The following is a 25,131-nucleotide window of genomic DNA, read 5'->3' on the forward strand; positions in this document are numbered from 1 at the left end:
GGGCCGGCGGCATGGGTGCCGCCGGCCATGGGCGTCGGGTAGACTTACTGGCGCATGCGGCGCGCCGCGGCGTCGAGGGCTTCCCGTGGCGACTGGCGGCCGCTGCCGATATTCTGCAGCGCCGGCTCCATGGCGGCCCAGAAGGCGCCCATCTCGGGAATATTGGGCATCGGCATGCCGATCTCGGCGTTGGCCAGGGTCGCGGCGATATTGGCGTCGCTTTCCAACTCTTCCTGATAGGCGATATGCGCCACCGCCCCCAGCGAGCCGTCGCTGTTGAAGGTGCGCATGCCGGCCTCGCTGAGCAGGTAGCTTTCGAGGAATTCCACCGCCAGGAAGTCGTTGGGCGAGGCGGCATTGATCATCGCCGTCATCACGCCATACATGGCCCGGGCGCGCTCGTCGCCGACCTTGGGCAGCAACGCCACGCCGTAGTCGATGCCGCTGCGCTCCAGGTTTGGCCAGGCCCAGGGGCCGCTGATCATGGTGGCCACCTCGCCGCGGTTGAAGCGGGTGTCGGCGATGCTGTAATCGGTGCCGCGGGGCAGCACGCCGCTGTCGATCAGCTCAACCAGCAGCTCGGCGCCCTGCACGGCACCCTCATTGTTGACGCCGATATCGCTGACGTCGAAGCCCTCCTCGGTCTGCTTGAAGGGGTAGCCGCCGTTGGCGGCGAGCAGCGGCCAGCCGTAGTAGGGCTCGCTGTAGTCGAACAGGATCGCCTTCTTGCCCTGCTCGGCAAGCTCGGCGTCCAGCGCCACCAGCTCGGCGAAGCTCTGCGGCGCCTCGTCGACCAGCGCCTTGTTGTAGATCAGCCCCAGCGACTCCACCGAGACCGGGTAGCCGTAGGTGTCGCCATTCCACAGCGTGGCATCCCAGGTGAAGTCGAAGTAGTCGGCGCGGAAGCCGTCGCCGGGTGAGAGCGGCGTGAGCAGGCCGCTCTGGGCCCACTCGCCGAGGCGGTCGTGGGCCCAGATCACGATATCGGGCCCCTGGCCGCTGCCGGCGGCCTGCTGGAAGCGGTCGGTGAGGTTATCGGGAAAGACCACCTCGACCTCGATGCCGGTCTCGTCGGTGAACTGGGCCGCCACCTCGCGAATGCCGTCCTGGCCCTTGTTGTCGCCCATCCAGATGGTCAGGCGGTCGTCGTCGAAGGCCAGTGCCGGCGCGGCAGCGGCGCCCAGCAGGGTGGCGGCGAGCAGCGGCGTGAGGCGGCGATTGAGAACGGTATGCATAGGTCATGCCCCATTGTTGTTATCGAGAAAGTATCGTTGACCCGACTAGCCTCGCCAATCGACGCGTGGGATGGCTCCTCCTCGGGGGGCGTAGGGGTGGCGTAAGCGTGGGGCGTAGATGGCGCAGCCGCAAACGACGACGCCCGCTGCAGCGGGCGTCGTATCAGTCGGCAAAGCGTGGCGAAAGCGTCAGTGGCCGTGCTCCTCGAGCCAGGCTTCGAGGAAGGCGATCTCCTCCTCCTGGGCGTCGATGATCTCGCGGGCCAGCTGCTGCAGCGCCTCGTCCTCGCCGTGTTCAAGGACGATATTGGCCATGTCGATGGCGCCCTGGTGGTGCGGGATCATGCCGCGGGCGAAGTCGACGTCGGCATCGCCGGTGAAGCCGACCATCATGCCCTCGTGCATGCGCTCGTTGGCTTCGCGGTAGGCCTTTACCGCGGGGTCGTCGGCGTGCTCCTGGTCATCCATCTGATGATCGTCGTGGGCGTGCTCATCGCCATGGCCATGGTCGTGCTCGTGGCTGCCTGCCTCGGCCAGCGGGCTCAGCGCCAGCACCGCGGCCACCCCCAGGCTGCCCAGCAGCAGGGCCAGCGGCCGGCGGGAGGTATCGGCATCATAGGTAGCGGTACGGGGTTCGGTCTGGGTAGATCGCATCATGAAAAACTCCTGGCTCCTGAAACGCATCGTGTCAGGCCATCAATGTAAAAGCTGTGGGCCGCCCACAGGTCAAGCAGACCAGCAGGGCAACGGCCAGGCAGCAGCAGGCTTGAAATCCTGGCCCCCGCAGCCGCATGCTAGCGGCATTGCATCCATCCTCGGAGCCTGACCATGCGCCGCCTGACATCTACCCTACCGCAGCTGTGCGGCCTGACATTGACCCTGGTCATACTGGCAGGTTGCACCGTTAACACCTTCCCCGACGGCAGCCGCGAAACCATGTGGGGCGTGCCCCAGGAAGACAGCCCCGGCGAGCAGCAGCGTCCCGGCACCTACCGCGACGAGACCGGCGAGATTCGCGGCCAGACCGAGGCGCCTGAGCGCTAGGCGCTGGCACCGGAGCGCTGAGGTGCAGCACCGAAGCGGGCCAGCTGCATCTCCTTGAGACGGCTGGCCACGCGGCGAAAGGAAAAGCTCAGTTCACCCTGGGCATAAAGCTCCTCGATGGGCACCTGCGCCTCGATATACAGCGGCACGCCGCGGTCGTAGCACTCATCGACCAGGGCGATGAAGCGTCGCGCGCCGTCATCCTGCCGTGAAAAGCCGCGCCGCACGCCACCGCCGGCGGTATCCGGCCCCAGGTCTTCGATCTTGGCCTCCTCGAGCGGGTTGCCGGCTGCGCCGCCCATGGCCGGCACCCCGCCGACCAGGATGTCCCCAAAGCGGTCGCACAGGCCGATGAAGTCCAGCGCCCCCAGCGGCTGCTCGCAGAGCGCCGCATAGCGACACCACAGCACCGCCTCGCTGCGCGCTTCCACCTCGATGGCGCGCCCACCCAGGTCGAGGGGCTCGCTGCTGGTCGACTGGCCGTTGCTAAGCTCGGCAAAGACCCGGGCCAAACGCTGCGGCGCCCGCACCCAGAAGCGCGGCTCGGCGCGACCCGGATGCTCGCGGTGATCGCAGCCTCCATCCATCGCCACGACCTGCAGATGCCGCTCGATGGCGGCGATCGCCGGCAGGAAGCGCTCGCGATTGTAGCCCTCGGCATACAGCTGATTCGGCGGCTGGTTGGAGGTGGTGACCAGCACCACTCCGGCGTCGAACAACGCCTGCATCAGCCGGCCGAGCAGCATGGCGTCGGCGATGTCGCTGACGAACAGCTCATCCAGGCACAGCACCTGGACCTCCTCGCGCAGCTCGCGGGCCATCACCGTGAGCGGGTCCGGCGTGCCGCTGAGCTGGAACTGGCGGCGGTGCACCCAGCGCATGAAGTGGTGAAAGTGCTGGCGCCGCGCGGGCACCGCAAGCGAGGCGTGGAAGCGGTCCATCAGCCAGGTCTTGCCGCGCCCCACCGGCCCCCACAGATAGACGCCGCTGGGTCGAGCGCTTTCGTCATGTAGCGCCCGATAGCAGGCATCGAGGACGTCCGCGGCATGCGCCTGGGCGGCATCGGCGGCAAAGTCGAGATGCGCCACGGCATCATCGTAGGCCTGGCGGGGCGAGAAGCGCTGCGTCATGCGTGGGGCTCCTGAAACTGAGACCTGACCATGCCATGTTGCCCCGCCCCCGACAAATGCCCCCCGCTGCGCCCCAATGCAGTACCATGGGGGCCGCTTCTGGCCACAAGGAGGAACCCCATGGACTGGAACCCAGCCTTGCTGTGGCTGGCGCTTGGCCTACTGCTGGCGCTTGCCGAACTCACCTCCGGCGCCATGGTGCTTCTGGCACTGGGCCTTGCGGCACTGGTGGCCGCCCTGCTGGCCTGGTTCGGCCTGCCGCTGGCCTGGCAGCTGATCGGCCTGGCCATCGCCGCCGGCGTGCTGGTGCCGCTGGCGATCAAGTTCATCCGCCCATGGTTCACGCCGCGCGGCGTGGCCTACGGCACCACCGGCACCGGGGTCGAGAAAGGCCGTGTCTACCGCACCCTGATTCGCGACTACGACGGCGCCACCGGCATCAAGGTCAACGGCGATTTCTACCGCCTGCGCGTGCAGGAAAGCGCCGCCACCGAGCTGCCGCTGGGCACCGCCGTGGTCTTCAAGGAATTCGATGGCACTACCGCCATCGTCACCATTGCATCACCCAAGGAGCACTGAACATGGATTTACCCGTGAGCCCGGGCCTGATACTGGCCCTGATCGTCGTCTTTATCGGCATCCTGATCGTCGTCAAGGGGCTAGTGATCGTTCGCCAGTCCGAGGTCATGGTGATCGAGCGCCTCGGCTCGTTTCACCGCGTGCTGGAGAGCGGCATCAATATCATCATCCCGTTCATCGACCAGCCCCGCGCCATCACCATGATCCGCTACCGCAAGATGGGCGATGACTACCACGCCATCACCAGCGACGAGATCCGCATCGATCGCCGCGAGACGGTGATGGACTTCCCCGGCCAGCCGGTGGTGACCACCGACAACGTCACGGTGCGCATCAACGGCGCCCTCTACTACCAGATCATCGACCCCAAGCGTGCCGTCTATGAAGTCGAGAACATGAGCCAGGCGGTGGAAGTACTGGCCAAGACCACGCTGCGCTCGGTGGTCGGCAAGATGGAGCTCGACAAGCTGTTCGAGTCCCGCGCCGAGGTCAACAACGAGATCCAGAGCGCCATGGAGGAGCCGGCCTCCAAGTGGGGTGTCAAGCTGTCGCGGGTCGAGGTGCAGGACATCGCCATGCCCGAGGAAGTCGAGACCGCCATGCGCCTGCAGATGGCCGCCGAGCGCAAGCGTCGCGCCACGGTGACCGAAGCCGAAGGCGAAAAGTCGGCAGCCATCGCCAAGGCCCAGGGCCAGCGCGAGTCGTCGATCCTCAACGCCGAGGGCGACAAGGAGTCGGCCATCCTGCGCGCCCAGGGCGAGCAGGAGTCGATCAAGCTGGTGCTCAACGCCATTGGCGACAGCGAGGAGAACAAGCAGACCGTGGTCGGCTATCTGCTCGGCCAGAGCTATATCAAGGCGCTGCCGACCATGGCCAAGGACGGCGAGCGGGTCTTCGTACCCTACGAGTCCAGCGCCCTGCTCGGCTCGATGGGCATGTTCCGCGACCTGGCCGGCACACCGGAAGACGCGGTGGGCAAGCACCTGCGCAGCAGCGGCAAGACGGACGGACTGCGCGGCGGCGTGGTCGGCGGTGCCGCCAGCGGCAGCTGAGCCTCGCAACAGGCTAAGACGACGCGGCCGGGCAACTGCCCGGCCGCGCTGTATCTAGCGCTCTACTACTGAGGACGGTCCGCTGGCCCCCAGCAAGCCCTCGGCTCAAGGGAGCGATGGCCAGCGCGGTGCCACGTCCAGCCGCTCCTCGAGCGCCTTGGCCAGCTTGAGCACCAGGTGATCGGCGAAGCGCGGCCCGATCAACTGCACCCCCAGCGGCATGCCCTCGCCGCTGAAACCGGCATTGAGGGATATCGCCGGCTGCTCGCCCATGTTCCACGGCAGCGTATAGGCGATATGCTCGAAGGGACGCAGGGGGTCGTTGGTGGGTGAGACCCAGTCGGCCGGGAACGACACGTTGGGCGTGGTCGGCGAGATCACCGCATCCACCTGCTCGAACACCGCTTCGGTCGCGCGGCGCATGTTCAGGGTCTGCTGGAAACCGCGCACCGCCTCGACGCCGCTCAAGCGCGCGCCATCCTCGGCCCAGGCAATAATCGCCGGCAGCACCCGCTCGCGCTGCGCCGGCGTAAGCGCCTCCAGTTCGCTCCACTGACGCGCCCGCCAGAAGCGATCCAGGCCATCGAGCATCTCCCGGGTCAGTACCGGCGCCAGCGACACCAGGGTCGCCCCGGCGGCCTCCAGATGCTGCGCCGCGGACTCCACGGCCTGGCGTAGCGGCGCTTCCAGCGGCAGACCGCACCCCGCCTCCAGCATCACCCCTAGCCGTAACCCCTTCAGTTCCAGGCGCAGATCCGTCCAGTCGATGCTCTCCGGCGGCAGGCGCATGGCATCGCGACGGTCGGTGCGCGCCAGGCTCGTCATCATCAGCGCGGCGTCGTCGACGCTGCGCGTCATGGGGCCGGCACAGCGCCCCACGTAGTAAGGATCGATGGGGATCCGCCCCAGGGTCGGCTTGAAGCCCACCACCCCACACCAGGCCGCCGGCAGGCGTATCGAACCGCCGATATCGGTGCCCAGGTGCAGCGGGCCATAGCCGGCCGCTGCCGCCGCCCCTGCCCCGGAACTCGAGCCGCCGGTATTGCACGCCAGGTTCCAGGGGTTACGGGTCAAGCCGTGAAAGGAGGAGAGCCCCGACGAGAGCATGCCGTAATCAGGGCAGGTGGTCTTGGCCACCAGCAGGGCATGGTCTTCGGCCAGGCGCGCCGCGGGGGGCGCATCCTCACTGGCCTTGGGCTGCTCGCCGAGCCCCGTGCCCCCCGGCACCGGCAGGCCACGGGTGGCGATCAGCTCCTTGAGTGTCACCGGCACGCCATCCAGGGCGCCCCGCGGCTCACTCCGCGCCCAGCGCTCGCTGGAGGCGCGCGCCGCCGCGAGAAAGGCCTCGGGACGGTAGGCATAGAGGGCGTTGAGATGGGGCTCCCAGCGCTCGATATGGGCGATCAACGACTCGGCGTAGTCGAGTGGCGACAGTGACTTGTCGCGGTAGGCGGCGAGCAGTTGGGTAGCGGTCATGCGATGGGGCGCGGGCATGCAGTCTCTCTCGGCATGATGAACGATGCCTTCAGCATGAGCCGCGTCAGTGTCTACCGCCATTACAATTATAATGCTGATGCCATTGGGACCGCGCCCGATCAGGGAGTGTCTGCATCGAAGCGGCGGCGCATGATCGTCACCGCTTCGCCGCGATAGTCGCGCTCCTCCACCGCCTGCCAGCCCAGCCGTGCATAGAGCGCCTGCTGATCCGGCGTGTAGAGATGAAAAACCGCGATACCCGTGTCTCGCGCCTCGGCCTCGACCCGCTGCACCAGCGACGATGCGATGCCTCGGCCACGCCACTCGGGCAGCACGAAGACCGAGGCCAGCCAGGGGGAGAGATCGGGGCGGTCGCTCATATCGTCGACCACCAGGCTGGCCGTGCCCACCGGCACGCCGTCATGCATGGCGACGAACACCGAGGGCACGCCCACCGCACCGCACTCTCCGCGCAGGCGCTCGATGGCATCATTGAGGGTCATGCCGGGGTTGAGATGCCCCCAGGCGGCATGGGTCCATTCCGCCACCATGGCGACATGGGGCGAATCGGCGCTCAGTCGCTCGATCATCAGTGCTTCCGCCATCTCGGCGCTCCCTGGGTCACCAATACATGAGAGCCTTACGGTAACCACAAAGGCCCCGGCCCGCCAGTAGGCGGGCCGGGGCGTCATGATCGATTGCGTATTACCCCAACTGAAACGGATACACCGAGCCGATCTGCAGGATCTGCGTTAGCTCATCCAGCGCCGCCAGGGTCTCCTCGGCGAGCTGCGGGTCGGCGAGGTCGTTCGGCGCCAGGCGGTCACGGTAGTGGCGCTCGACCCAGGCGGTAAGCTCGGTATAGAGCGCCTCGTCGAGCAGCACCCGGCCGCACAGGGCCTGGCGCTCGGCGGCGCTGAGCGCCACCCGCAGGCGCAGGCAGGCGGGGCCGCCGCCGTTGCGCATGCTCTGCTTGACGTCCTTGACCAGCACCTCGCCGATGGGGTTGTGGCCCGCCAGCAGCAGGTCCTGGATGGTGCGCCATACCGCCTCGTTCTCCTGGCACTCGCCAGGGACCACCAGGGTCATCGAGCCGTCGGGATTGGAGAGCAGTTGGGAGTTGAACAGGTAGGAGCCGACGGCATCGTCGAGGCTCACCGCCTCGCGCGGCACGCGCACCGGAATCAGCGGCGTGGCCAGCTTGGCACGCAGGGCGTCGAGGGTCGCCTGCTCGTCGCGGAAGGCCATCTCGTGGTAGAGCAATACCGGGCCATTGCCCACTGCGATCACGTCGTTGTGGAACACGCCGGCATCAATGGCCGCGGGGTGCTGCTGGGCGAATACCGTCTGGGCCTCGCCGAGGCCGTGCTGGCGGGCTACCGCCTGGCTGGCCTCCAGCGTCTGGCGCGCTGGAAAGTGCTTGGGCTCATGGGCCGGGTCGCCGCCGAAGGCCTGGCGGCCGTAGACGAACAGGTGCACGCCTGGCTCGCCGTGCTCGCCGGCGAGCCTCGTGTGGTTGGCCGCGCCCTCGTCGGAAAACGCCGGGGTCGCCGGCAGCACCGGGTGGTGGGCGAAGTGGCGCGGATCGTTGAAGATCGCCGCCAGCACGCGACCGGTGGTCTCAGGCTCCAGATAGCGATGGAAGCTCGACTGCAGGTTGGCCGGGGTAAAGTGCATCCGCCCGTCCGCGGCATCGACGCTAGGCGTCACGGTGCCGGCATTGGCGGTCCACATGCTCGACGCCGAACACACCGCACGCAGCAGCTGCGGCGCCTCGCGGGCGGCACGGGTCAACACCTCGTGGGGCGTGCCGCTGAAGCCCAGCGCACGTAGCGCGCCCAGGTCGGGGCGCTGCTGGGGCGGCAGTACCCCCTGGGCGTAGCCGGCGTCGAGCAGCGACTTCATCTTGGCCAGCCCCTGCAGCGCCCCTTCGCGGGGATTGGAGACCAGCCCGCCGTGGCTCATCGAGGCCACGTTGCCCAGCGCCAGTCCGGAGTAGTTGTGGGTAGGGCCCACCAGGCCGTCGAAGTTGACCTCGCGGACGTCCAGGCTCGAAGCGTCGCTCATAGCACCACCCCCGGCGGCAGCTGGTCCGGCAGCTGCAGATCCTCGCTCTCCATCGAGGCCACAGGGTAGGCACAGTAGTCCGCCGCGTAATAGGCGCTGGGCCGATGGTTGCCGCTATCGCCGACGCCGCCGAAGGGCGCGTCGCCGGAGGCGCCGGTGGTCTGGCGGTTCCAGTTGACGATGCCGGCGCGGATGCGCAGCAGGAAGTCGTCCCAGTCGTCGCGGCTGCCGCCGATCAGCCCGGCGGAGAGGCCGTAGCGGGTGTCGTTGGCGATAGTGACCGCTTCGTCCCAGTCTTTATAACGGTATACCTTCAACAGCGGCCCGAAGTGCTCCTCGTCGGGTAGCGCGAGGCCGGTCACGTCGATCAGCGCCGGGCTCAGCAGGCTGGTGTTCTCCTCCAGGCGCCGCATGCGCGACAGCAGCGTGCCGCCCAGCGCCTCCAGGTCGTCTTGGGCCTTGAGCAGGCCGTCGGCGGCGGCGACGCTGACCAGCCCGCCGTAGAACGGCGCCGGTTCGCTGAACTGGCCGCCCACCCGGAGCTTGTCAATGGCCGACACCAGCGCCTCGATCAGCCGGTCGCCGACCTCGCCGTCGGGCACCATTAGCCGCCGCGCACAGGTGCAGCGCTGGCCGGCGGAGAGATACGCCGACTGCAGGATGGTCAGCACCGTGGCATCCTGGTCGGGCACGTCGCGGATCACCAGCGGGTTATTGCCACCCAGCTCCAGGGCCAGGATCTTGTCCAGTTGGCCGGCGAACTGCTGGTGCAGCATGCCGCCGACCTTGGCGCTGCCGGTGAACAGCAGGCCGTCGATGTCGCGGCTGGCGGCCAGCGCCTGGCCCACCGGCGCGGCGCCCTGCACCAGGTTGATGACGCCCGCGGGCAGGCCGGCCTCACGCCAGCACTGCAGCACCAGGTCGGCGGTCAGCGGGGTCTGTTCGCTGGGCTTGAAGACCACCGTGTTGCCGGCCAGCAGCGCCGGCACCATGTGTCCGTTGGGCAGGTGGCCGGGGAAATTATAGGGGCCGAACACCGCCATCACGCCGTGGGGGCGGTGGCGCAGCACGGCGTGGGTCCCGCCCAGGTCGCGTTCGCGCTCGCCGGTGCGCTCGTGGTAGGCGCTGATCGACAGCGCCACCTTGCCGATCATGGCGCCAATCTCGGTGCGCGCCTCCCACAGCGGCTTGCCGGTCTCGCCGGCAATCGCGGTGGCCAGATCCTCGCGGTGGCTCTCGAGCACGCCGCGGAAGCGCTCGACCAGCGCCTGGCGCTCGGCAAAACGCGTGCGCGCCCAGCCGGGGAAGGCCTGCCGCGCCGCGGCCACGGCGGCCTCGACCTGGGTGGCGCCGGCACTGGCACCCTGCCAGAGTTCCTGGTGGGACACCGGGTCGAGCTTGGCGAACCGCTCCGCGTCGCCGTCGACCCAGGCGCCGCCGATCAGCAGCTGCTGTTTGGCTTGCATATGCATCTCCTAGGTTTCGAGTAGACGGAGGGAATCGCCGGCACCGACGTTTAGTCGCTGCGCCTCCTCCTCGGTAAGAACGATCACCCCGTTCTCGTCGGGGCCGCGGCCGACCCAGGCGGCGCGGAAATCGAGCATCCCGGTGGTCGATGCCAGCCAGGTGTGGCGCTCGCTGCTGGCGGCCTGGGACGTGACCTCGACCTGGCACAGCCGCGAATCGCGCACCGCGCGCACATCGTCGATATAGGCCTCCACCGTGGGGCCGCCGTCGAAGATGTCGATATAGCCCTCCCAGCGCAGGCCCTCCTTCTTGAGCATCTCCAGCGCCGGACGGGTGTGCTCGTGGACCTCGCCGATGCAGGCCCGCGCCTCCTCACTCATGAAGGTGGTGTAGATCGGGAACTTGGGCATCAGCTCGCCGATGAAGCTCTTCTGCCCCAGCCCCGTCAGGCGGTCGGCCTCGTTGAAGTCCATGGGGAAGAAGTGGCTGCCCAGGCACTCCCAGAACGGGCTGATGCCGGCCTCGTTGAAGACCCCGCGCATCTCCGCCAGCACCTTGGCCGGGAAACGGTCGCGGAACTGCGCCATGAACAGCCAGCGCGCCTTGGAGAGCAGCGCACCGTTGCGGTGGCGGCGATACTCAGGGCGCAGATAGAGCGAGCACACCTCGGCATCGCCGGTGTGGTCGGAGCTCAGGAACAGGGTGTCGATGGTACGGTGCAGGTCGAGCTGCACCGAGGAGTGCGCCAGGGTACCTAGCCGGTAGTTGTAGAACGGCACCTCGCGGCCGACCTGCCCCTCGATGGCACAGCAGCCGGCCAGCTCGCCGCTGGTGTCGTCCTCGAGCACGAAGAAGTAGAGCCGGTCGTCCGCCGGCGTGCGCTCCTCGAAGGCACTGACCGCCAGTTCGATCTTGCTGGCCAGGAAGTCGCGGTTATCGGGCAGCGAGGTGAAGCCCACGCCGGTCTGCTGGGCCAGCGCCTGGAGGCCGTCGAGGTCGCCGCGGGCAATCGGACGAATGTGCATCACAGTTCTCCCTCGTCGAGTGCATCGATGGCGGCGGGCAGCGCCAGGGGAGCGGCCAGTACTGCGCGGCCCTCTTCCACACCGAGAATCTCGGCATGCTCGGGTGACAGCATCAGCTGCCCGGTGGGCGACAGCGCATAGCGCGCCACCACGCAGCGAAAATCGGCGAGCTGCTGGTTGGCGATCATTGCCGGCTCGGCGTCGGGCAGGGTATGCGCCGGGCGCACCCGCACTGGGTGCCAGGCGGCGCGCCGGAACGACTCGAGGCGCGCGCGCTCGGCCTTGACCACCGGCCCGGCGTCGAAGATATCGACATGCCGCGAGCGCACGAAGCCCTCGGCCAGCATCTCCTCCAGGGCTGGCTCGTGGTACGGATGCTCACGGCCAATGGCGGCCCGCGCCTGGGGCGTGAGCAGCGGCAGGTAGAGTGGGAACTGCGGCATCACTTCGGCGATGAAGCTCTTCGAGCGCACCCCGGCGATATGATTCATCTCCTGGTAGCCGCGCACGAAGAAGTGGCGGCCGACGCTGTTCCAGAACGGCGACTCGCCGTCGCCGTCCAGGTAGCCCGGGAAGGCCACGGCGAGGATCTCGGCGAAGCGCTCCGGGTACTGGGCGATGAACATCAGCCGCGCGCGGCGCAGCAGGCTCACCGCGCTGGTGCCCTGGTAGCGGGGATCCAGCGACAGCGCGCACAGCAGGGTCGCCTCGGAGACCTCGTGGGACAGCGACAGGGTCTGCACCTCGCGGCGTACGTTGAGCTGCTGCGAGGCGTGAATCAGGGTCTCCTGGCGATAGGTGTAGTAGGCCTCGTTGGCGCCGGCCTGGGCGCGGATGGTGGCGGTGCCCACCACCTCGCCGCGCTCGCGGTCCTCGAGCACGAAGGTGTAGTGCTCGTCGCCGGGGAACTCCACTGCACGACTGAAGGCACGCTGGGAGCGGGTGATGCGCTCCTCGAGACGGTCGCGGTGCGCCGGCAGGTTGGTCAGGCGCGGCGTGGCGCTGCCGGCGAGACGCTCCAGGGCCGGCAGGTCAGCCGCGCGGGCGGGACGAACGACCAGCATGGCGTGTCCTCCTGAGCGAGACGATGGGGCGGGCACTCGGCTCACGCCTTGGCCACCAACTTGGCGATGGCACGCTCGAGGCGCGCCATGCCCTCTTCGATATCGGCCTCGGGAATCACCAGCGACGGCGCCATGCGCAGCACGTTGGGGCCGGCGATCAGCGCCATCAGGCCCTCGTCGATGGCCAGCGGCAGGATGTCCTTGGCCTGGTCCTGGTAGGCTGGCGCCATCTGCGCGCCGATCAGCAGGCCCATGCCGCGGATCTCCTGGAACACCCCGTGCTTGCGGTTGATGGTCTCGAGGTGCTCGCGGAACAGCTCGTGGCGCTTCTTCACCCCTGCCAGCACCTCCGGCGTATCGATGAATTCGATGGCTGCCAAGGCCACCGCCGAAGCCAGCGGGTTGCCGCCGTAGGTGGAGCCGTGGGTGCCGACGGCCAGCGAGGTGGCAATCGCATCGGTGGTCAGCATCGCGCCCACCGGAATGCCGCCGCCCAGCGACTTGGCGCTGGTCAGGATGTCGGGAACCACGCCATAGTTCTTGTAGGCGTAGAGCTCGCCGCAGCGTCCGGCGCCGGTCTGCACTTCATCGAACACCAGCAGGGCATTATGGGCGTCGCAGAGATCGCGCAGGCCCTGCAGGAACTCTTGGGTCGCGGGGACGATACCGCCCTCGCCCTGCATCGGCTCGACCATGATCGCGCAGGTGTCATCGCCGACCAGCGCGCGCACGCTGTCGAGGTCGTTGTAGGTGGCGTGCAGGATACCGCCGGGCACCGGGCCGAAGCCTTGGGAGTACTTGGGCTGGCCGCCGACACTGACGGTGAAGAAGGTGCGCCCGTGGAAGGATTGCGAGAAGGAGATGATCTTGTCCTTGTGCTCGCCGTGGTGGTCCACCGCCCAGCGCCGCGCCAGCTTGAGCGCCGCCTCGTTGGCCTCGCCGCCGGAGGAGCACATGAACACCTTGTCGGCGAAGGTGCGCTCGACCAGAGCGCGGGCGAGCTTGAGCGCCGGCTCGTTGGTGTAGACGTTGGAGAGGTGCCAGAGCTTGTCGGCCTGGGCCTTGAGGGCGTTGACCAGCACCGGGTGGCAGTGCCCCAGCGAGTTGACCGCGATACCGCCGGCGAAGTCGATGTACTCACGGCCCTGCTGGTCCCATAGGCGGCTACCCTCGCCGCGCACCGGGATCACCTGCTGCGGCGAATAGTTGGGCGTCATGTAACGGTCGAAGTCGCTGCGGGTCGGGGTCTGGCTCATGAGGGTCTCCATCCACGGGGATCGATTGATACAACGAGTATACGGCGCCGTCGTCACGCCGGGCTTTCAGCAATGGGACGGCGAATTATGAAAAGCGGTTAGACTAACGGTCAGTTTCCGCATGTGCGAGGGCGTCACCATGCTCAACACCACCGCCTGGAATCGGCTGCGCTACAGCCTCTATGCGCCGGTCTACGACCTGGTCGCCGGACGCGCCTTCCGCCGCGCGCGGCGCCAGTCGCTGGAGCAGGTGACCTGGACGCCCGGCATGCGGGTGCTGCTGGTGGGCGCCGGCACCGGGCTCGACCTGCCCTTCCTGCCGCGCAACGTCGAGATCCACGCCACCGACCTGGCGCCGGCCATGGTCAAGCGCATCGCGCGTCGCGCCGAGGCGCTGCACCTCGATGTCGCCGCATACAGCATGGACGCCGCCGACCTCGACTACCCCGACGGCCACTTCGACGTGGTGGTGATGCACCTGATCGTGGCGGTGATGCCGGACCCGGCACGCGGCCTGGCCGAGGCCCACCGCGTACTGACCCGCGACGGCCAGCTGTGCGTGATGGACAAGTTCCAGCCCGACGCCCATCCCGCCGGGATCGGTCGCCGTGCGCTAAACCTGGTGACCACGGCGCTGGCCACCGATATCACCCGCCAGGCCCGGCCGCTGCTGGAGAGCGCCGGCTTCGTCATCGAGCACGACACGCCGGTGATGATGGGTGATCTGTTTCGCGCCCTGCTGGCCAGCAAGCGTTAGGCTCTGGCGGCGCTCACGATGTCCTGCGCGGCGCGATGGTCAACCACACGCCGACGATGACCACCGCACTGGCCAGCACCTGCAGCGCCACGATGCGCTCGTCGAGCCACCACCAGGCGCCGAGCATGGTGAACACCGGCAACAAGTTGAGGTAGATCGCCGCGCGGGTCGGGCCGATGTCGGCCAGGGCGCTGTTGTAGAGCAGCAGCGCCACCACCGAGGGGAAGATCCCCAGGTAGGCCAGCCCCAGCAGCTGCTCGCCGCTGATCTGCGGCAGCTGCTGGGCGGCGCCTTCGAACAGCGCGATCGGCGCCAGCGCCAAGTTGGCGATCACCAGCATTACCAGCAGGCCGCCGTAGCGCGGAAAGCGCGCCATGTGCGTCTTGACCAGCAGCGAGTAGCCCACCCACACCAGCACCGCCAGCAGCATGATGGCATCGCCGGGGTTGATCCCGGCGGCGAGGGCAGGCCCCTGTTGACCGGCGGTGATCACCGTCACCGCACCGGCCAGCGACAGCGCCACCCCCAGCCACTGCACGACGCGGAAGCGCTCACCGAGCAGTGCCACGCTGAACAGCAATGTCACCACCGGAATCATGCTCTCGAGAATCGCCACGTTGGTCGCGCTGGTGAAGTTGAGCGCGGCATAGATCAACGCATTGAAGAACGCTACCCCGGTCAGCGCCAGCCCCACCAGCGGCCGCCAGTGCTCGCGAAACAGCGGCCAGCCGCGGCGCGCCTGATGCCAGCCCAGAGGCAGCATGATCAGCAGCGCGATGAAGACCCGACCCAGCGAGATGGTGAACGGCGGCAGGCCCGCCAGCGCCTTGCCGACCAGGATGTTGCCGGCGAAGATCGCCGCCACCAGCAGCAGAAATAAATGGGGGCGTAGTGCGCGAATAAGCACCTCCTTGTCACGCCCCGCAGGGCAGCTCGCTCAGACCAGGCGCTCCTCGCGCGGGGTCATGCCGAAGTGGTTGCGATAGGCGGTGGAGAAGTGCGCGCCGGACGAGAAGCCGGTCAGCAGCGCGATATCGCCCACCGCGCGGTCGGATTCGCGCAGCAGCTTGCGCGCCTCTTGCAAGCGCAGGTCCAGATAGTAGCGGCTGGGCACCGCCTGCAGGTACTTCTTGAACAGCCGCTCGAGCTGGCGCCGCGAGATGCCCAGGTGCTCGGCCAGCTCATGGGTGGTCAACGGCTCCTCGATATTGGCCTCCATCAGCGTGACCGCCTCGACCAGGCTCTGCGGCGCATGCCCCAACCGCGAGCGCAGCGGCACATGCTGGGGCTCATCGCCGGGGCGAATGCGCTCGCAGACGAAATGCTCCGAGACCCGCTCGGCGAGCCGCTGGCCGTGGTGCTGGCCGATCAGCGTCATCATCATGTCCATCGCCGCGGTACCGCCCCCGCAGGTCAGCCGGTCGCGGTCGATCTCGAACAGTTGCTGGGAGAGATTGACCCGCGGGTAGTCGCGGGCGAAGGCGTCGAAGCGCTGCCATGGCAGGGTCGCACGGTAACCGTCGAGCACCCCGGCCCGGGCCAGCACCTCGGTCCCACCGGCCACGCCGCCCAGCACCACGCCGCGACCGGCGAGGCGCTTGAGCCAATCGCATACCTTCGCTGGCAGGCTCTGCGGTAGCGGACTGGGCGCGCACACCAGCAGCATATCGAGACCGCCGTCGTCCTCTCCCACCGCATGGCGCGGGGTCAGCCCGAGTTCACTGGCACTGCGGATCTCACGTGCCTCCAGACCGTAGGTCGACGGCACATAGAGGCGCGCACCGGCAAGTTGATTGGCCACCTGCAGCGGTTCCAGGGCACAGGCCTGCGCCAGCAGCGAGAAACCCGGCAGCAGCAGGAAGGCGATCTGGCGGCTATTGCCCGGCTGGGCGCTGGCGGGTCTAAGTGCAGGCATCGCTATCGCTGTGAGGGGCTGGGCCCCACATCTTACCCAATTGCCACGTTTCGGGCAGTGCCCCGCGGCCAATCGACCGACGCGCGATGCAAGCACGGGTCGCAGATACGCAAACGCCGAGCCCTACGGGCCCGGCGTCAAGCGTATCCGCCGAGTGTCAGCGGCCCAGGAAGTGGAACGCCAGGCCGGCGATCAGAACCAGCACCACCGCCACCGGCAGCAGCTTGTGCATGCCCGTGGGCGGTTTCTTCGCCTCGGGCTGACGCTGCGGCTCGGCTTCGTCGAAGTCCTCGGGGATCCGCTGTCCCATCACGTGCTCTTTCTCTTCTTCCGGGGTCTTGCTTTCCTTGGTGTCCATAGGGACCTCCTCGCTGCCCAGGGAAAAATCCTGCGTTACCCCCTCAGACTACCCCGCAACGGGGGTGTTCACCACTCGCTCACAGCTCCACCACGTCGAAGTCGGCCACCGGGTCGGCATCGGCATCGTAGTCCACGTCGTCGCGCTCGAAGCCGAACAGCTTGAGGAACTCGTGCTTGTAGCCGGCATAGTCGGTGATCTCGAACAGGTTATCGCTGGTCACCTTGGGCCACAGGTCCTTGCAGGCCTGCTGCACGTCATCGCGCAGCTCCCAGTCATCGAGGCGCAGACGGCGGGCCTCGTCGGTGGAGAACTCGCCCGCCAGGCCTTGAGAGGAGTAGAGGTGCTCACCGAACAGCCGGTTGAGCTGGTCGATGGTGCCCTCATGCAGTCCCTGCTCCTTCATCACCCGATAGACCATGGCGATATACAGCGGCATCACCGGAATCGCCGCGCTGGCCTGGGTCACCACCGATTTGAGCACCGCCACATTGGCGCCACCACCGCTGGCCTTGAGTTTGGCGTCGATCTCACCGGCGGCACGGTCCAGGTCCTCCTTGGCCTTGCCCAGCGCGCCGTGCCAGTAGATCGGCCAGGTGATCTCGGTGCCGATATAGCTGAATGCCACGCTACGCGCGCCCGGTGCCAGTACGCCGGCCCGGTCGAGGGCACCCATCCACAGCTCCCAGTCCTCGCCGCCCATCACCGTGATGGTGTCGTCGATCTCCTGCTGGGTGGCGGGCTCGACCTCGGCCTCGATGATGGCATCCTTGTTGGTATCGATGGCGGTGGCGCGATAGGTCTCGCCGATCGGCTTGAGCGCCGAGCGCTTGAGCTCACCGCTGTCGGGGAGCTTGCGCACCGGCGAGGCCAGCGAGTAGACCACCAGATCGACCTGGCCGAGATCGGCCTTGATCATCTCGATGGCTTTTTCTCGCGCTTCATGGGAGAAGGCGTCGCCGTTGATCGACTTGCTGTAGAGCCCTTCGGCCTTGGCGAACTTATCGAACGCCGCGCTGTTGTACCAACCGGCGGTGCCGGTACGCTTCTCGCTGCCCGGCTTCTCGAAGAACACCCCCAGGGTGTCGGCGCCGTAGCCAAAGGCCGCCGTAATGCGCGCCGCCAGCCCGTAGCCGCTGGAGGCACCGATCACCAGCACCTTCTTTGGCCCGGCGCTCTTGTCGAGCCCGCGGGCACGGGTGGCTTCGATCTGCTCGAGCACGTTCTTCTCGCAGCCGACCGGATGGGTGGTGGTACAGATGAAACCGCGAACCTTGGGTTTGATGATCACGTCAGACCTCGATACGACAGTGGACAGTTGGCGTCATTCTACCCACACAGCTAGACGCTGTCCGCCCTTGAGGTAGATCGCCGGGTGGGACAAGATTGCCGGCTAGGATGCGACGAACCCGGCAGGAGAGAACGATGGACGCCCAGACTCTGGTCGATGAACGCGGCGAGCTGTGGCTGGCACTGGCCCCGCTGTGGTTGGATCGCGAACCCCGCGAGCGCGACTATGCACGCATGGTCGAGGTCATCCAGCGCCACGAGCTGACCCTCGACGAACTCGAGTGGATCTTTCGCATCGAGCTGGCACCGGTGCTGTCACGCACCCAGATGTCGGTGGCCAGCGAGTGGCGGCGCTTCGATGATCATCAGCTGATGAAGCGCCTGGTGGCCCACAACTTGCGGCTGCGCGGCTGGCGTCGCAAGAGCTGGGCGCTGTTCTCGGGATTGATCACCATGATGACCCGCCACCGCTGGAACGAGCTGATGACGCGGGTGATGATCGCCCGCGGCGAAGCGCCCTGACCCTACACCTCGTAGGGCTGGTCGAGGGCTTCCTCCAGTGCCACGCGCATCTGACTCTCGCCGGCGCGCGGCCCGAAGCGACGCAGCACCCGGCCATCGCGTCCGACCAGGAACTTGGTGAAATTCCACTTGATCAGGGTGCTGCCCAGCACCCCGGGGGCCTGACGGCGCAGCGCCACGAACAGCGGATGGGCGCGCGGCCCGTTGACACGGACCTTCTCCATTACCGGAAAGGTCACCGCATACTCGCGCTCACTGAAGCTGCAGAAGGCCTTGGCTGACTCCGGCGACTGACGGGCGAACTGGTTGCAGGGAAACGCCAGCACCGTAAAGCCCTGGCGATGGTAGTGCCGATAAAGCGACTCCAGCTCCTTGAGCTGAGGGGTATAGCCGCAGCGGCTGGCGACGTTGACCACCAGCAGCACCTGGCCGCGCAGCGCGCGCAGGTTGAAGGGCTCGCCGCGATGGGTACGACAGTCCAGTTCATGCAAGGGGAGTGAGGGTCGAGATGCCATGGCCGCCGCTAGCGCTGGGTGAAAAACGCAAAACCGAGGCTTCCACGATGCCATGCCCGGCGTCGCGGCGCCAGTCCGAGCCATCATCTACGACGCGGCCAGCGTCGCTTGATCTCGGCCAGCTGGCGCACTAATCGGCGACGGCGCAGGCGCCGCTCGGCCTCCGGTAGCGGCGCATACAGCAGCCGCTCGAGATCGTTGGCCATGCCCTCCAGGGCCCCCTGTGCCGGTCCTGCCACAGGGGCAATGCGGCGCAGGTGGGCCGCCGGCGACTCGCCGCCGAGGGGGCCGTGGCCGCGTTTGGCGAGCCAGGCCTGGAGCAGCCGTACCCGATGCCCCTCGCCGCCCGCGCAGCGCTGACGCCAGCGGCGTATCGCCGACCACAGCAGCAGTAACCCGGTGGCGACTGCGGCCAGATGCAGCGCGTCGCCGAGGGTCAGTTGCCCCAACCTCGACCACAGCGTGGCGAGACGCTCGGTGAGCCCCGCCAGTAGCGCCTCACGGCGCTCGCGCTGATAGCCGATGACACCACGCTGCCAGCGATACTCGGCACGCTCGACGTTGAGCCGCAGGCGGTTGGCCCAGCCCAGTTCGCGCAGCCGTAGCGGCGAGAAGGGTGCATCGGCCAGGAAGTCATCGCTGCCGCCGAGAAACGCCTCAGCGCCCTGCTCGATGCGCTCTGGGGCGATCGCCGCGGTCGGATCGAGACGCTCCCAGGCACCATCCAACCATACCTCGATCCAGGCGTGGGCGTCGTAGTCGCGTATCGTGAAGTGGCCGTCGGGATGGCGCTCACCGCCTTGAAAGCCCACCACCACCCGCGCCGGAATACCCACCATCCGCGCCATCACCGCCGCCGCCGAGGCGTAGTGAGTGCAGTAGCCGGCACGGGTATCGAACAGGAAGTCGTCGATACGGTCGCGCCCGGCCAACGGCGGCGGGCTCAGGGTGTAGCGAAACGGCGCCTCACCAAAGCGCGCCATGAGCGCCGCCAGATAGCGCCGCGGGTCGCCCTCGGCCGCGTGCCAAAGTCGCTCGGCAAGCTCGCGGCTGCGCGGGTTGGCGTCCTGCGGCAGCAGCCGATGCCAGGCCGGCCCGGCGGGGTCGGGATAGCGCGGTGCTGCGGCACTGCTGCCCACCTGCAGCAGACCCCGTGATGAGAGCGGCACCAGGCCTTCCAGGGTGCCGTCGGCCAGGTAGCGCTGGCGGGCGTCGCTGGCCAGCGGTGTCCCCAGGCTCGGTCGCCAGGGGCGGCTGTCCGGCTCCAGCAGCAGCTCGGCGATATAGCGCGGCGCGCCGGCATCGTATGGCGAGCGGCTGGCCTCCTGGACGAAACGCGATACCGGCTGGCCGGCGCTGGCCGCATGCTGCTCGGGACCCATCCGCGTCCAGCGCTCGCCGTCGAACTGCGACAGGGTATAGACCCGCCAGTAGCGCTCGGCAGGGGGCGGCTCGGCGCCGTCGAATCGCGCTCTGAAGGCCCGCGCGTCGCTGCGTGACAGCTGGGCAATGTCGCCCGGGGCGATCTCATCGCTGAGCCCGGTGGCGGCCTGATCGGCCTGGGGCAGGCTCCACAGCGGACCGATCCGCGGCACCACCAGGAACAACACCACCATCAGCGGCGCCGACAGCGCCAGCAGCCACAGCGCCTCGCGCCAGGCAGCGCGCCCGGGCCGGCCGCCGGCCAGCACCACCAGTGTCTGCAGCAGCCAGGCCGCGGCCAGTAGCGCCGCAGCACTCATCAGCAGGCTCTGATCGTGGAGGAAGGCGGCAGTCAGCGTCACGAAGCCGATGATCACCACCACCCGGCCGTCGCGGCGGTCGTGGGTCTCGAGCAGCTTGAGCAGATAGATCCCCAGCAGCACGCCCATCAGCGCCTGCATGCCCATCAGCCCACCATATTGCAGCCATAGCCCCGCCAGCACCCCGACCACCGCGGTCAGGCGCAGCAGCACGCCGGCCCGCGGCAACCGCCGACGCAGTTGCAGGAAGCGCCAACCGGCAGCGGCCAGCGCCACGCCCAGCAGCCACGGCGGCATGAACGGCAGATGCAGTGCCAGCACCAGACACTGGCCGATGAACAGCTGGATCAGCAGCGGCGCCGACAGGCTGCGGCCGTCGGCGAGCAGCGCCGAGGGGGCGCTCATGAGCCGCTCCTCGTGGACGGCGCGGCCCAGCGCGCCAGCGCTTGCAGCGCACGGCGCCGCTGGGCCGGCCCGCTGGCCGGGGCCAGCTCGAGCCCCGGCAGGCGCAGCCCGTAAAGGTCACCGGCGCGGTGGTAGTCGAGCAGCTGCGCACACAGCTGCGACAGCCGCGCCTCGGGCTCGCCGGTGCAGGCATCGTAGTCGAGCCAGCGCTGGCGACGCGGTGGCAGGCTGAACGCCTTGGTGCTGAGTACGCCGGTGCGGCTCCACTGCTTCCAGGCCAGCCGCGCCGGGCCATCACCGGGTTCGAAACGGCGCAGGCCGGCGAAGTCCTGGGGCGCCAGCCCCTGACCACGGCGCCGCGCGAGGGCCTCGCCGGTCTCACCGGGAGCCGGATAGACCAGCAGCTCGACGCCACTGTCGATCCAGGCGACCAACCGCACCAGCCCCAGCGGCCAGGCGCTCTCCAGACGCAGCGGCGGCAGCCGCCATTGACCGCGATGCAGAGTGGGCACCGCCAGCGGCAGGATCAACTCGGTACCGCGTATCTCCCCCTCGGCGGCGGCCACCTGACCTGGGCCAGCCACCAGTACCACGCGCAGCGCGTGGCGGTGGCGCGCCGCGCTCAGGCGAACGCTCAGATGCGCCAGGTCGCCGGCAAACACCTCGCCCGAGGCACTCGCCGTGAGGGACACACCGTGCAGGTTGCGCCAGCCGCGCCATAGCGACACCAGCGCCACGGCGAACAGCCAGAAGGCCAGACCATAGGCCAGGTTGTTCTGATAATTGATGCCGAACAGCAGCAGCACCGGGATCAGCACCGCCCAGATCACCCCGAAACGGGTCGGCATCAGGAACAGCCGCTGGGCGCCGAGCGGCTGGCCGGCCGCGCTCAGCCGTCGCCGCTGCCACCAGTCATGCAGCTGCCGTATCGGAGACAGACCGGCCATGGCCTAGACCGAGACCGGCACGCTGGCCAGCAGGTGGTGGGCCAGCGCCTCCCCCTCCTCGCGGCGCCCGTCGCTGAGCCGATGGCCAACTACCGGCACCCATACCGCCTGGACGTCTTCCGGCAGCACATGGTCGCGCCCCGCCAGCAGCGCCCAGCCGCGGGCGGCGTGCAGCAGTGCCAGCACCGCCCGGGTCGACAGCCCCCAGGGCAGCTCGGGATGCGTGCGACTGGCGGCGGCCAGCGCCTGCAGATAGTCGAGCAACGCATCCGCCACATGCACCTCGGCGACCCGCGCCTGCCAGCCACACAGGGTCTCGGCATCCAGCCACTGGGCCAGCTCTTCCAACTGGGCGCGACCGGCTTCTCCGCGCAGGATCTCGCGTTCGGCGCGCGCGTCGGGGTAGCCCAGCGAAAGGCGCATCAGGAAGCGGTCGAGCTGCGACTCCGGCAGCGCGAAGGTGCCGGCCTGCTCCTGGGGGTTCTGGGTTGCGATGACGAAGAACGGTTCAGGCAAACGGCGGGTCTCACCCTCCACCGTGACCTGCCCCTCCTCCATCGCCTCGAGCAGCGCGCTCTGGGTCTTGGGAGTGGCGCGATTGATTTCGTCGGCCAGCACCAGCTGATGAAAGATCGGCCCCGGATGGAAGTGAAAGCTGGCCTGACGCGGGTCGAACACCGAAACCCCCAGCACGTCGGCCGGCAGCAGGTCGCTGGTGAACTGCAGGCGCTGCATGTCCAGCCCGGTCACCCGCGCCAGCGACTGGGCCAGGGTGGTCTTGCCCAGCCCCGGCAGATCCTCGATCAGCAGATGGCCGCGACACAGCAGACAGCACAGCGCCAACCGCACCTGCCGGGACTTGCCGCGCACCACCGCCTCGAGGGCCGCCAGCAGGTCGTCGAGGCGCGCCGCAGCCAGCGGCTCACGGCGGTTCATGACGCCTCCGCCAGAAGGCCTGCATGCTGCAAACGTCGCACTGCAGTGCGGGTATCCGGGGTCACCTCGTCGAGGGACAGCGCCTCATCCAGCGGCAGCCAGAAGGCATCGGCAACCTCCTCGGCCTGCAGCGCGAGCGGCCCGTCATGCTGCACCAGATAGACGCTGCCGAAGATATGGTTGCCATCGGCGGCGTAGCGGAAGGCCAGGCAGTAGCGCAGCGCCACGCCGCGAATACCGAGCTCCTCGGCCAGCTCACGGCGCGCCGCCACGTGTACCGATTCGCCGGCACCGACCACGCCTCCCGCGGCCAGGTCGAGGCCTCCAGGAAACACCTCCTTGGTCAGAGTGCGGCGCTGGACACAGAGCTCGCCGCTAGCATTCAGCACCACCACATAGGTGGCGCGGTGCCAGAAGTGAAAGCGCCGCATCAGCGCACGCGGCGCACTGCCGCAAGGGCGGTTGCAGGCATCGACCAGTTGGATGCGCTCATCAGCGATCAGCGGCGCCGGCGCGGAAACCTCGGGGGGCATGACGGACTCCCATGGCAGAACAGTGCTCAGCGTAACCAGTCGCATCAGTCGCGGCTAGCGCAGCTCTCGACGTTGACCCCACGCTGAGCGCTGGCCATGCTCGATCCATAGCAGCGCTGCAGGAGCCTCGCCATGCACGACCATGCCCCACGCCAGCGGCTCGCCACCCACGAGGTGCTCAACCAGCCGCCGGCGGACAGCGACCTCGACCTGTTCGCCCTGGACCTTCCCCTACAGCAGGCGCTGGCCCGAGAAGCCCCGGAGTGGGTCGCCCGCCGCCTGGCGCCTCTCGGCGAGCAGGTCGGCAGCCGCCGCGTCCAGACGCTCGGCGAGCAGGCCAATCGCCATCCGCCGGAGCTGCGGCTGTTCGACCGCCACGGCCGACGCCTCGACGAGGTCAGCTACCACCCCGCCTACCACGAGCTGATGCACCTGGCCTGCGACCAGGGCTGGCACGCCGTGGCCTGGCAGGAGGAGGCCCGCGGCGGCCACCAGGCCCACGTCGCCGCGCTCTATTTGCTGACCCAGGCCGAGCCGGGCGTCTGCTGCCCAGTCACCATGACCCATGCCGCCATGCCGGCGCTGCGTCATGCCCCCGTGGTGCTGGCCCAGTGGGCGCCGCCCCTGCTGGCCTGGGACTATGATCCCCGCGCCCTGCCGGCCAGCGACAAGCCGGCAGTGACCCTGGGCATGGCGATGACCGAGAAACAGGGCGGCAGCGACGTGCGCGCCAACACCACCCGCGCCGAAGCCAGCGAAGACGGCGTGCGCCTGGTAGGCCACAAGTGGTTCTGCAGTGCGCCGATGTCGGATGCCTTCCTGACCCTGGCCCAGACCGATGAGGGTCTGGGCTGCTTTCTAGTGCCGCGCTTCACCCCAGACGGCGAGCGCAACGCCATCGAGCTGCAGCGCCTCAAGGACAAATGCGGCAATCGTGCCAACGCCTCCGCCGAGATCGAGTATCGCCACGCCTGGGCACAGCCGATCGGCGAACCCGGGCGCGGCATCGCCACCATTCTCGAGATGGTTCAGCAAACCCGCCTCGACGCCGCCACCGCGCCGGTGGGCATGATGCGCCAGGCGCTGCTACTGGCCTGGCAGCACGTCCAGACCCGCCACGCTTTCGGCCAGCGTCTTGCCGATCAGCCGCTGATGCGCGCGGTGATTGCCGACCTGGCGCTCGAGGTCGAGGCCGGCGTGGCACTGGCGCTGCGCATCGCCCGCGCCTTCGACACCCCGCATAGCGAACACGAGCAGGGCCTGGCGCGCATCACCCCGGCGCTGGCCAAGTACTGGCACAACAAGCGCGGCCCGGGGTTCATGGCCGAGGCCATGGAGTGCCTGGGCGGCATTGGCTACGTCGAGGAGACACCGCTGGCCAGGCTGTACCGCGAGGCGCCGGTCAACTCGATTTGGGAGGGGTCAGGCAATGTGATCTGTCTGGATGTGCTGCGCGTGCTGGGCAAGCACCCCGAGGCGGTGGCTGCACTGCGCCACGAGCTGGACGCGCCGCGTGGACAGAATGCCCATTACGACCGCGCGCTGGGCGAGCTCGAGCGCACCCTGGGCATGCCCAGCGAAGCGCTGGTGCCCCAGGCACGCTGGCTGACCCAGCGCCTTGCCCAGTGCCTGCAGGCAGCGCTGCTGCTGCGCCATACCCCGACCGCAGTGGCCGCGACCTTCTGCCGGGCACGGCTGGGCGAGGTCAGCCCCGCCTACGGGGTGCTGCCGGCGGACGCCCCTCTGGCGGAAATTCTGGCACGGGTGACACCGAGCAACTGACAGCCCTATGCTGCGGTTGCGACAAAACGACGCT

At 68.4% G+C, this 25,131-nt stretch carries 25 protein-coding genes; 6 read left to right on the top strand and 19 right to left on the bottom strand.

Translation table 11 applies throughout. From position 1 onward, the window contains the following. Positions 1–44 precede the first annotated feature (44 nt). Positions 45–1,235, bottom strand: coding sequence for a maltose/maltodextrin ABC transporter substrate-binding protein MalE (gene malE, locus QC821_RS17530; RefSeq protein ID WP_309724180.1), 1,191 nt, complete (start codon positions 1,233–1,235; stop codon positions 45–47). 189 nt (positions 1,236–1,424) lie between these two features. Further along, positions 1,425–1,892 carry a CopM family metallochaperone gene (gene copM / locus QC821_RS17535; protein WP_309724182.1) on the bottom strand — a complete coding sequence of 156 codons (468 nt, stop codon included), beginning with the start codon at positions 1,890–1,892 and terminating at the stop codon, positions 1,425–1,427. A 171-nt stretch (positions 1,893–2,063) separates the two neighbouring features. Between copM and QC821_RS17540 the strand changes: the two genes are divergently transcribed. Beyond that, a complete protein-coding gene (locus QC821_RS17540) occupies positions 2,064–2,279 on the top strand; it encodes a hypothetical protein (protein WP_309724184.1) in 216 nt (71 codons plus the stop codon). On the opposite strand, the gene zapE is transcribed toward QC821_RS17540, so the two are convergent. Continuing rightward, positions 2,276–3,409, bottom strand: a complete 1,134-nt coding sequence (gene zapE / locus QC821_RS17545; protein ID WP_309724186.1) for a cell division protein ZapE — start codon at positions 3,407–3,409, stop codon at positions 2,276–2,278. The two genes, QC821_RS17540 and zapE, sit on opposite strands and share 4 nt — an antisense overlap. A gap of 120 nt (positions 3,410–3,529) precedes the next feature. Here zapE and QC821_RS17550 point away from each other — a divergent pair, with 120 nt between their 5' ends. Together QC821_RS17550 and QC821_RS17555 are read left to right on the top strand one after the other, a co-directional pair. Beyond that, on the top strand, positions 3,530–3,988 hold the full coding sequence (locus QC821_RS17550) for a nodulation efficiency, NfeD-like protein (protein ID WP_309724188.1): 459 nt from the start codon (positions 3,530–3,532) through the stop codon (positions 3,986–3,988). 2 nt (positions 3,989–3,990) lie between these two features. Beyond that, complete coding sequence (locus tag QC821_RS17555) at positions 3,991–5,040, top strand: SPFH domain-containing protein (RefSeq protein ID WP_076749127.1); 1,050 nt, start codon at positions 3,991–3,993, stop codon at positions 5,038–5,040. A 105-nt stretch (positions 5,041–5,145) separates the two neighbouring features. On the opposite strand, the gene QC821_RS17560 is transcribed toward QC821_RS17555, so the two are convergent. From QC821_RS17560 to QC821_RS17590, 7 genes are all read right to left on the bottom strand, one after another. Then, positions 5,146–6,534, bottom strand: coding sequence for an amidase (locus QC821_RS17560; protein ID WP_309724192.1), 1,389 nt, complete (start codon positions 6,532–6,534; stop codon positions 5,146–5,148). Between the two features lie 101 nt (positions 6,535–6,635). Further along, positions 6,636–7,121 carry a GNAT family N-acetyltransferase gene (locus QC821_RS17565; protein ID WP_309724194.1) on the bottom strand — a complete coding sequence of 162 codons (486 nt, stop codon included), beginning with the start codon at positions 7,119–7,121 and terminating at the stop codon, positions 6,636–6,638. A 100-nt stretch (positions 7,122–7,221) separates the two neighbouring features. Further along, positions 7,222–8,583, bottom strand: a complete 1,362-nt coding sequence (gene astB, locus QC821_RS17570) for an N-succinylarginine dihydrolase (protein ID WP_309724197.1) — start codon at positions 8,581–8,583, stop codon at positions 7,222–7,224. Further along, on the bottom strand, positions 8,580–10,049 hold the full coding sequence (astD, locus tag QC821_RS17575) for a succinylglutamate-semialdehyde dehydrogenase (protein ID WP_309724199.1): 1,470 nt from the start codon (positions 10,047–10,049) through the stop codon (positions 8,580–8,582). The genes astB and astD overlap by 4 nt, the downstream gene beginning before the upstream one ends. Before the next feature lie 9 nt (positions 10,050–10,058). Beyond that, complete coding sequence (gene astA, locus QC821_RS17580) at positions 10,059–11,075, bottom strand: arginine N-succinyltransferase (RefSeq protein ID WP_309724200.1); 1,017 nt, start codon at positions 11,073–11,075, stop codon at positions 10,059–10,061. Further along, entirely contained in the window at positions 11,075–12,139 is a 1,065-nt protein-coding gene (locus QC821_RS17585) for an arginine N-succinyltransferase (protein ID WP_309724201.1), read from the bottom strand. Before QC821_RS17585 ends, astA begins: the two co-directional genes overlap by 1 nt. Positions 12,140–12,180: 41 nt before the next feature. Then, positions 12,181–13,395 (bottom strand): aspartate aminotransferase family protein, encoded by a 1,215-nt coding sequence (locus QC821_RS17590; RefSeq protein WP_309724203.1) that lies wholly within the window; start codon positions 13,393–13,395, stop codon positions 12,181–12,183. Positions 13,396–13,534: 139 nt separating this feature from the next. Here QC821_RS17590 and QC821_RS17595 point away from each other — a divergent pair, with 139 nt between their 5' ends. Then, positions 13,535–14,152, top strand: coding sequence for a class I SAM-dependent methyltransferase (locus QC821_RS17595; protein ID WP_309724205.1), 618 nt, complete (start codon positions 13,535–13,537; stop codon positions 14,150–14,152). Positions 14,153–14,165: 13 nt separating this feature from the next. Here QC821_RS17595 and QC821_RS17600 read toward each other — a convergent pair whose 3' ends face one another. The 4 genes from QC821_RS17600 to fabV all read right to left on the bottom strand — a co-directional run bounded on the left by QC821_RS17600 (position 14,166) and on the right by fabV (position 17,716). Then, positions 14,166–15,059, bottom strand: coding sequence for a DMT family transporter (locus QC821_RS17600; RefSeq protein ID WP_309724207.1), 894 nt, complete (start codon positions 15,057–15,059; stop codon positions 14,166–14,168). A 30-nt stretch (positions 15,060–15,089) separates the two neighbouring features. Then, on the bottom strand, positions 15,090–16,067 hold the full coding sequence (locus QC821_RS17605) for a GlxA family transcriptional regulator (protein WP_309724209.1): 978 nt from the start codon (positions 16,065–16,067) through the stop codon (positions 15,090–15,092). Between the two features lie 157 nt (positions 16,068–16,224). Next, a complete protein-coding gene (locus QC821_RS17610) occupies positions 16,225–16,425 on the bottom strand; it encodes a hypothetical protein (RefSeq protein ID WP_309724211.1) in 201 nt (66 codons plus the stop codon). A 79-nt stretch (positions 16,426–16,504) separates the two neighbouring features. Further along, a complete protein-coding gene (gene fabV, locus QC821_RS17615; protein ID WP_309724214.1) occupies positions 16,505–17,716 on the bottom strand; it encodes an enoyl-ACP reductase FabV in 1,212 nt (403 codons plus the stop codon). Between the two features lie 134 nt (positions 17,717–17,850). On the opposite strand from fabV, the gene QC821_RS17620 reads away from it, so the two are divergent. Continuing rightward, positions 17,851–18,237 (top strand): DUF7079 family protein, encoded by a 387-nt coding sequence (locus QC821_RS17620; protein WP_309724215.1) that lies wholly within the window; start codon positions 17,851–17,853, stop codon positions 18,235–18,237. Between the two features lie 2 nt (positions 18,238–18,239). On the opposite strand, the gene QC821_RS17625 is transcribed toward QC821_RS17620, so the two are convergent. From QC821_RS17625 to QC821_RS17645, 5 genes are all read right to left on the bottom strand, one after another. After that, complete coding sequence (locus QC821_RS17625; protein ID WP_309724217.1) at positions 18,240–18,752, bottom strand: glutathione peroxidase; 513 nt, start codon at positions 18,750–18,752, stop codon at positions 18,240–18,242. An 83-nt stretch (positions 18,753–18,835) separates the two neighbouring features. Then, positions 18,836–20,899 (bottom strand): transglutaminase TgpA family protein, encoded by a 2,064-nt coding sequence (locus QC821_RS17630; protein WP_309724219.1) that lies wholly within the window; start codon positions 20,897–20,899, stop codon positions 18,836–18,838. Then, complete coding sequence (locus QC821_RS17635) at positions 20,896–21,846, bottom strand: DUF58 domain-containing protein (RefSeq protein WP_309724220.1); 951 nt, start codon at positions 21,844–21,846, stop codon at positions 20,896–20,898. The genes QC821_RS17630 and QC821_RS17635 overlap by 4 nt, the downstream gene beginning before the upstream one ends. A gap of 3 nt (positions 21,847–21,849) precedes the next feature. Beyond that, positions 21,850–22,782, bottom strand: a complete 933-nt coding sequence (locus QC821_RS17640; protein WP_089657320.1) for an AAA family ATPase — start codon at positions 22,780–22,782, stop codon at positions 21,850–21,852. Then, the gene (locus tag QC821_RS17645) at positions 22,779–23,315 is read right to left on the bottom strand and encodes an NUDIX hydrolase (RefSeq protein WP_309724223.1); all 537 of its coding nucleotides are present in this window, start codon (positions 23,313–23,315) and stop codon (positions 22,779–22,781) included. Before QC821_RS17645 ends, QC821_RS17640 begins: the two co-directional genes overlap by 4 nt. Before the next feature lie 132 nt (positions 23,316–23,447). On the opposite strand from QC821_RS17645, the gene QC821_RS17650 reads away from it, so the two are divergent. After that, positions 23,448–25,097, top strand: a complete 1,650-nt coding sequence (locus QC821_RS17650; RefSeq protein ID WP_309724225.1) for an isovaleryl-CoA dehydrogenase — start codon at positions 23,448–23,450, stop codon at positions 25,095–25,097. The last annotated feature ends 34 nt before the right edge of the window (positions 25,098–25,131 follow it).

Origin of the sequence: Franzmannia qiaohouensis (assembly GCF_031451695.1) — a bacterium.
Taxonomy (GTDB): Bacteria; Pseudomonadota; Gammaproteobacteria; order Pseudomonadales; family Halomonadaceae; genus Franzmannia; species Franzmannia qiaohouensis.